The organism is Hallella bergensis DSM 17361, from assembly GCF_000160535.1.
In the GTDB taxonomy this organism is placed as follows: Bacteria; Bacteroidota; Bacteroidia; order Bacteroidales; family Bacteroidaceae; genus Prevotella; species Prevotella bergensis.
Window position 1 is genome coordinate 181,366 of the sequence record NZ_GG704782.1, and the last position, 6,306, is coordinate 187,671.

At 48.7% G+C, this 6,306-nt stretch carries 5 protein-coding genes and 1 pseudogene; 5 read left to right on the top strand and 1 reads right to left on the bottom strand.

The window, feature by feature from the left end:
• Positions 1 to 21 precede the first annotated feature (21 nt).
• Both HMPREF0645_RS09135 and HMPREF0645_RS09140 read left to right on the top strand, forming a co-directional pair.
• Positions 22 to 1,080: a C1 family peptidase gene (locus tag HMPREF0645_RS09135; protein WP_007174692.1), complete on the top strand. Its 1,059-nt coding sequence runs from the start codon at positions 22 to 24 to the stop codon at positions 1,078 to 1,080.
• Between the two features lie 688 nt (positions 1,081 to 1,768).
• Positions 1,769 to 2,578 (top strand): gluconate 5-dehydrogenase, encoded by an 810-nt coding sequence (locus tag HMPREF0645_RS09140; RefSeq protein WP_007174694.1) that lies wholly within the window; start codon positions 1,769 to 1,771, stop codon positions 2,576 to 2,578.
• A gap of 107 nt (positions 2,579 to 2,685) precedes the next feature.
• Here the strand turns inward: HMPREF0645_RS09140 and HMPREF0645_RS09145 are convergent, their stop codons facing one another.
• Positions 2,686 to 2,961 carry an HU family DNA-binding protein gene (locus HMPREF0645_RS09145; RefSeq protein WP_007174695.1) on the bottom strand — a complete coding sequence of 92 codons (276 nt, stop codon included), beginning with the start codon at positions 2,959 to 2,961 and terminating at the stop codon, positions 2,686 to 2,688.
• Between the two features lie 212 nt (positions 2,962 to 3,173).
• Between HMPREF0645_RS09145 and HMPREF0645_RS09150 the strand changes: the two genes are divergently transcribed.
• The 3 genes and pseudogenes from HMPREF0645_RS09150 to HMPREF0645_RS09160 form a co-directional block, all read left to right on the top strand.
• Complete coding sequence (locus HMPREF0645_RS09150) at positions 3,174 to 4,097, top strand: rhomboid family intramembrane serine protease (protein WP_007174696.1); 924 nt, start codon at positions 3,174 to 3,176, stop codon at positions 4,095 to 4,097.
• The gene (locus tag HMPREF0645_RS09155) at positions 4,094 to 5,188 is read left to right on the top strand and encodes an endonuclease/exonuclease/phosphatase family protein (protein WP_007174697.1); all 1,095 of its coding nucleotides are present in this window, start codon (positions 4,094 to 4,096) and stop codon (positions 5,186 to 5,188) included. The genes HMPREF0645_RS09150 and HMPREF0645_RS09155 overlap by 4 nt, the downstream gene beginning before the upstream one ends.
• 153 nt (positions 5,189 to 5,341) lie before the next feature.
• Positions 5,342 to 6,306 (top strand): annotated as a pseudogene (locus HMPREF0645_RS09160) (protein translocase subunit SecDF); the annotation flags it as partial.

Consider the following 6,306-nt stretch of genomic DNA (forward strand, 5'->3'; position numbering starts at 1 on the left):
TTTGCTAACTTTGCACTTATCATGAACAAGACGTTATCAATCATCGTGTTGGCCGTGGTGGTGCTCGCCTCGTGTGACCGTCGCGCCTCGAAACCCGGCGAAAACGCGGACAGGGAGTTTGTCGATGAGGTGGTTATCAAGACCACTCCCGTGAAAGATCAGGGGCGCAGCCCGCTCTGCTGGGTCTATGCCATGCTGGCCACCATCGAGTCCGAGCGGCTGATGAAGGGCGATTCGGTGGAACTTTCCGCCGACTATTATGGCCGCATGTTGCTCATGGAGAAAACGCGCGAATATTACTTCTCGCATCGACGTGGTGGCATTTCCTTGCGAGGCATGTCATCCATGCTTCCCAGCTTGATGGACCGTTATGGGGCAACGCCTTACACCGGCTACTATAACGAGCGCGCAGTGAACTACAACGTGTTGGCGAGAAAGGCTGCACAAGTGGTTGCCACAGCTACAGACCTGACCAAAATGAACGGGAGAATCGTTCGTTTGCTCGATGAGAACATCGGATATCTGCCCGGTACCACATATATGTATGGCGCGGAATACACGCCCAAGCAGTTTGCCGAGAGCATTTGTCTGCCCGGAGACTATCTCTCGCTCACGAGTTTCACGCATCATCCCTTTGGCAAACGCTTCGTGCTCGAAGTGCCCGACAACCAAATGCGCGACAGTTTCATGAACGTTCCCATCGACACGCTGATGTTTCGGGTGGAGCGCGCCATCCGCCGCGGCCACCCCGTGTGTTGGGAGGGCGACATCAGTGAGCCGGGATTCAACTTCCAGGAGGGTAGGGCTGTGGTGATGCACAAGCAGGCCATGTTCTTGAATAAGCGGAAGGAGATCACCCAGGCCGACCGGCAACGCGCTTTCGAACGGTTGGAAACCACCGACGACCACTGCATGGAGCTTTGCGGATTGGCGCGCGACCGCCACGGGCGAAAATACTTCTTGGCCAAAAATTCATGGGGAAATACTGGTCGCTACCGTGGATTCATGTATCTCAGTGCTGATTACGTGAAGCTGAAAACCATAGCTTTCTACATGTCAAGAACCGCCTGGACGGATTGATTTGAGCATACGCCCTTTTCAAAACAGTCAAATATAATTACCGTTTTTGGGTCATTTTATTTGAGACAAATAGCGAAGAAAGCGCCATCTTTTTTCGGCATAACCGAGTTCGATAGGATCAAAATGCGCAAGGATTCTGCGATGGGAGCCTTTTCATCGTGCGGTTAGGCTTCCGCGACAGTGCCGAAGAAGTCTAATCACACCGTGGTTGAGGCCTTCTCGTCATGCCATTCGATATTCAATCGCGAGCGGAAAAACAGGAGATAATGAGTGGGTTTTTTAAAATCGCTGACTGTCAGTTGTTTGCAAAATTCCGCAAATTTCACGTATTTCGGACGAAGGCACACTCGTTTTCAAATCAACGAAAATGAGAGGATGTTTTGTCAATATTATTAACCTTTCCGCATGCTTTGTATCCGAAATTCGGTTGTCAGGACAAATCCCTAAGAGAGTGAACATACCGTTTTCATCTTCATTCATCTTCAAGTGGACCGATACTCACATTTTTTAAGTTTTCGAGGCAGCAAAGAAATACATTTTACTTGATTTATATCAAATATATTTGCTATCTTTGCAAGTGGATGCACGACGTAAGAATGGACAGAAACAGAGCTGTCCGACTGCCGACTGCCCAAACCGGATAAACCGGAATGAATCAACAATTTTCAAACCCTAAAATAACAACAAAATGAACAACATGAACATTTTCTCTCTCGAAGGAAAAAACGCATGGATTACTGGTGCTTCTTATGGCATTGGTTTTAACATTGCCAAGGCTTTTGCCGGTGCTGGTATCAACCACATTATCTTCAACGATATCAACCAGGAGTTGGTAGATCGAGGTCTGGCTGCCTATAAAGAAGCAGGAATCGACAACGTAACGGGCTACGTATGCGACGTAACCAAGGAGAACGACGTAAAGGCTCTCGTTGAGCGCATTCACAAAGAAGTGGGCCAGATCGATATTCTGGTGAACAACGCCGGTATCATCAAGCGCATCCCCATGCACGAGATGAAGCGCGAGGAGTTCCAGCAGGTGATCGACATCGACCTGGTTGGTCCGTTTATCGTGTCTTCTGCCGTGCTGCCTGAAATGATGGAGCGCAAGGAAGGCAAGATTATCAACATCTGCTCCATGATGAGCGAGCTGGGACGTGAGACGGTATCGGCCTACGCAGCTGCCAAGGGCGGTCTGAAGATGCTCACCCGCAACATCTGCTCCGAATACGGCGAATACAACATCCAGTGCAACGGCATTGGCCCGGGCTATATCGCCACGCCGCAAACAGCTCCGCTACGCGAAAAGCAGGCTGACGGCAGCCGTCACCCGTTCGACAGCTTCATCTGCGCCAAGACGCCGGCAGGCCGCTGGCTCGACCCGTGCGAGCTGGGAGGTCCGGCAGTATTCTTGGCCTCAAAGGCTTCTGACGCTGTAAACGGACACGTGCTCTACGTAGACGGTGGCATTCTGGCTTACATTGGCAAACAGCCCAAGTAAGACCCGTGAGAGCGGATGGCGCAACACGTCATCCGCTACCCATTCAAGTTAAAGGGGGCTGCGCCATGGCGCAGCCCCCTTTGATTAAGATGCAAAATAAATTTACATTATTTATTAACAGCTTCTTCAAATTCTGAGCCCGGGTTGAACTTCACAACCGTCTTGGCAGCAATCTGAATCTTCTCGCCGCTGGAAGGATTCACACCCTGGCGTGCGGGGCGCTCCTTGGTGGAGAACGTACCAAAGCCGATGAGCTGTACCTTGTCGCCATCTACCAAAGCCTCTTTGATTGCACATGTTGTAGCGTCGAGAGCCTTCTTTGCGTCTGCTGCTGACAAACCGGTAGCATCAGCAATCTTCTTTACTAATTCTGTCTTGTTCATAATTTTTATTTGTTTAGATGAATATATCGGGTTTAGATATTGATATTTTGTGGCAAATATAGGCTATTCATTTCATAAATCAAAGAATTATAACAGAAAATTCGTGCAGCAGCTCAAAAAAAAGCGTAAAAGGGCTGCAATATAGTCGATTAACGGACTTTTTTAGTAAATTTGCACCGATTTCATACAGAACAAGAAGACAGACTATATATATGCTGAAAATTCCATCCGTCACCAAAAATCTGCTCGTCATCAACTTTCTGGCATTTATTGCCTTACTCGTGGGCAGGCAAATGTCGGGCATTGACCTGAACGACCTGTTGGGGCTGCACTTCTTCATGGCCTCCAATTTCGAACTATACCAACTGCTCACTTATATGTTCATGCACGGAGGGTGGGAACATATCATTCTCAACATGTTTATGCTATGGATGTTTGGTTCCGTGGTGGAAAGGATGTGGGGAGGAAAACGATTCCTTTTTTATTACATTTTCTGTGGAATAGGTGCTGGTGTGATGCAGGAAATCGCACAGTTCTTCTGGGTTTATTTCATGCTCGACGGACAACAGGCTTTGGGAATCGCCGAGTCGTTCAGCGTGATGCACCAGCTGTCCGGTCAGCTCAATGGACTGACCACGGTGGGAGCGTCAGGAGCTATATATGCACTACTGCTGGCCTTCGGCATGATGTTTCCCAACGAGAAGATGTTTATTATCCCTATTCCGGTACCCATCAAGGCCAAGTGGATGGTGATGGGTGCCATTGTCGTGGAGCTGTTCTCGGCCATGGCCATGTCAGGCGACAATATTGCCCACCTGGCTCATTTGGGTGGCATGATTTTCGGTTTCTTCCTCATTCGCTACTGGAGGAAGCACCCGGGAGACGGTTTCGACAGCAGCAACGGTATGTCGTTTTTCAACAATCTCAAAACAAAGTGGGAACAGCGCGGACACAACCGCCATGCTGAAAACCATAGCAATTTTAAGCGTACGGGCAACCCCGATTGGGATTACAATGCCGGGAAGCAGGCCGATCAAGAAGAAACTGACCGTATCCTCGACAAAATCAGGAAGAGCGGATACGACAGCCTGACGAAGGAAGAAAAGCAAACGCTCTTCGACCAAAGCAAGAAATGATCAGAAAACTCAAGACTTTGACATGTCATGTTTTAGCAGGAGCCAACATGGCAACCATTCTTGTCATGCTGTTTCTGGGCTATTCCGACAGAATCAATCCCGTTTCTTTCCCGATTCTGAGCAACGGGGGACTGCTGTTTCCTATCTTCTTGATTTTCAACTTCGGTTTCCTTGTTTTCTGGCTCATTTTTAAAGCGAGATGGGCGTGGATTCCATTGGTGGGTTTCATCATATGTTACGGTCCTACAAGGAGATATTGCCCACTCAACATCAAGCAGGAACCACCCAAGGATGCCATCAAGGTGCTGTCGTATAATGTGTGGCTTTTTGCAGGATGGGAAGACGGAAAGAACGACCCCAACCCCATTTTGGAATATATCAAGAAACAGGATGCCGACATCGTTTGCCTGCAGGAGTCAGACAATAACGAGGTTGGGAAAGAGAAATTAGATTCTGCACTCGGTCCCATCTACCAATACTGCGACACCGCCAAACGTGGGAAAGGCAACACGATCAGTATTTACAGCAAGTATCCCATACTATCGAAGGAACACATTGAGTATGAATCCAGGGGGAATCTGAGTGCGGCTTTCAAACTCATGATAGACGGGGAGGAAGTGCTGGTGGTGAACAATCACTTGGAGACCACCGGACTAACTGTCGAGGAGAAAAGCGAGTTTAAGACCATGATCAAAGGCGAAATGAAAGCCGGCAAGGCCGAGTCGACATCCCGGCACCTCGTGAGCAAACTGGGCAAGGCATCCGCCATAAGGGCAGCTCAGGCTCAAGCCGTGGCCAGATATATTGCCTACCACTGCGACATGCCCATTATTTTATGTGGAGATTTCAACGACAGTCCCATTTCGTATGCCCACAGAACCATTGCGGAGGGACTCACCGACTGCTATGTGGAAACCGCCAACGGTCCCGGCATCAGCTATCATCACAATGGTTTTTACGTGCGTATCGACAATATCATGTGCTCCGCTCATTTTAAGCCATTTGCATGCCGCGTGGATAATGAAATTAAAAATTCAGACCATTACCCCATCTATTGTTGGCTAAAAAAGCAACCGAAAGCGCAAAAATAAATAATTAAAGTGTATATTTTGCTCAAAAAATGAAAAAAGTAGTATCTTTGCACATCACTATATTGAAACAATAGAAAATAAATAAATATCACTAAGAAAATGCAAAACAAAGGAATTGTAATTGTAACTGCCGTCTTACTGACGCTTGCAAGCATCTTCTATTTGTCTTTCTCGTTCGCCACAAGATATTATGACGGACAGGCAGCCAAGCTGAAAGACCCCATTGCACAGCAGGATTATAAGGATTCTGTGAAATATATGGGTATTTACAGCTACCAGAAGTGCCTCGAAACGCAGATTGGTCTCGGTTTGGACCTCAAGGGCGGAATGAACGTAATCCTCGAGGTTTCAGTACCTGACGTGGTGGAAATGCTGGCCGATCATAAGACAGACGCAGCTTTCACCAAGTCGATGAACGAAGCTCGCAAGGAGCTTGAAACTTCACAAGGCGACTTCATCTCGCACTTCATCAAAGCTTATCACAGAAATGCACCTGGACATCGCCTCGCAGAGGTGTTTGCCACGCAGCAGCTGCAGGGCAAGGTTTCACCTACAAGCTCGGACGATGAAGTAGAGGAGGCCATTCGCAAGGAGGTGAGTTCGGCTATTGACAACTCCTTCAACGTTGTACGTACGCGTATCGACCAATTTGGCGTTGTACAGCCAAACATTCAGAAAGTACAGGGTGCTCAGGGGCGCATCATGGTCGAAATGCCTGGTATCAAGGAGCCCGAACGCATGCGAAAACTGCTTCAAGGCAGTGCCAACCTGGAGTTCTGGGAAACCTATAACGCTTCAGAAGTATTACCGTATCTCTCTCAGCTCGACAGCCGTCTGGCCAACAATGACCAAGATACCACTGCCGTGCGCGACACAACCAAGGCCATTGCCAAGGACACCGCAGCTGTCAAGACTGCCAAGCCCAAGCTTCAGCTGAAGTCAGCAGCCAACAAGCAGGACGTGAAAACCACGCCCGATGCCCAACTTGAACAGGCCAAGAAGCTGCATCCCCTGTTTGCCATGCTGCAGACCACGGGTGGACAGAGCCTCAGTTTGGTAGGCTATGCCAGCGTGCGCGATACAGCTGCCATCAACAAATTGATTTACGGAGACCTCGC

Bases quoted from the DNA above. Each gene is read 5' to 3' on its own strand.
- HMPREF0645_RS09150 (WP_007174696.1), top strand. From the start codon at position 3,174: ATGCTGAAAATTCCATCCGTCACCAAAAATCTGCTCGTCATCAACTTT.
- HMPREF0645_RS09135 (WP_007174692.1), top strand. From the start codon at position 22: ATGAACAAGACGTTATCAATCATCGTGTTGGCCGTGGTGGTGCTCGCC.
- HMPREF0645_RS09145 (WP_007174695.1), bottom strand. From the start codon at position 2,961: ATGAACAAGACAGAATTAGTAAAGAAGATTGCTGATGCTACCGGTTTG.
- HMPREF0645_RS09140 (WP_007174694.1), top strand. From the start codon at position 1,769: ATGAACAACATGAACATTTTCTCTCTCGAAGGAAAAAACGCATGGATT.
- HMPREF0645_RS09155 (WP_007174697.1), top strand. From the start codon at position 4,094: ATGATCAGAAAACTCAAGACTTTGACATGTCATGTTTTAGCAGGAGCC.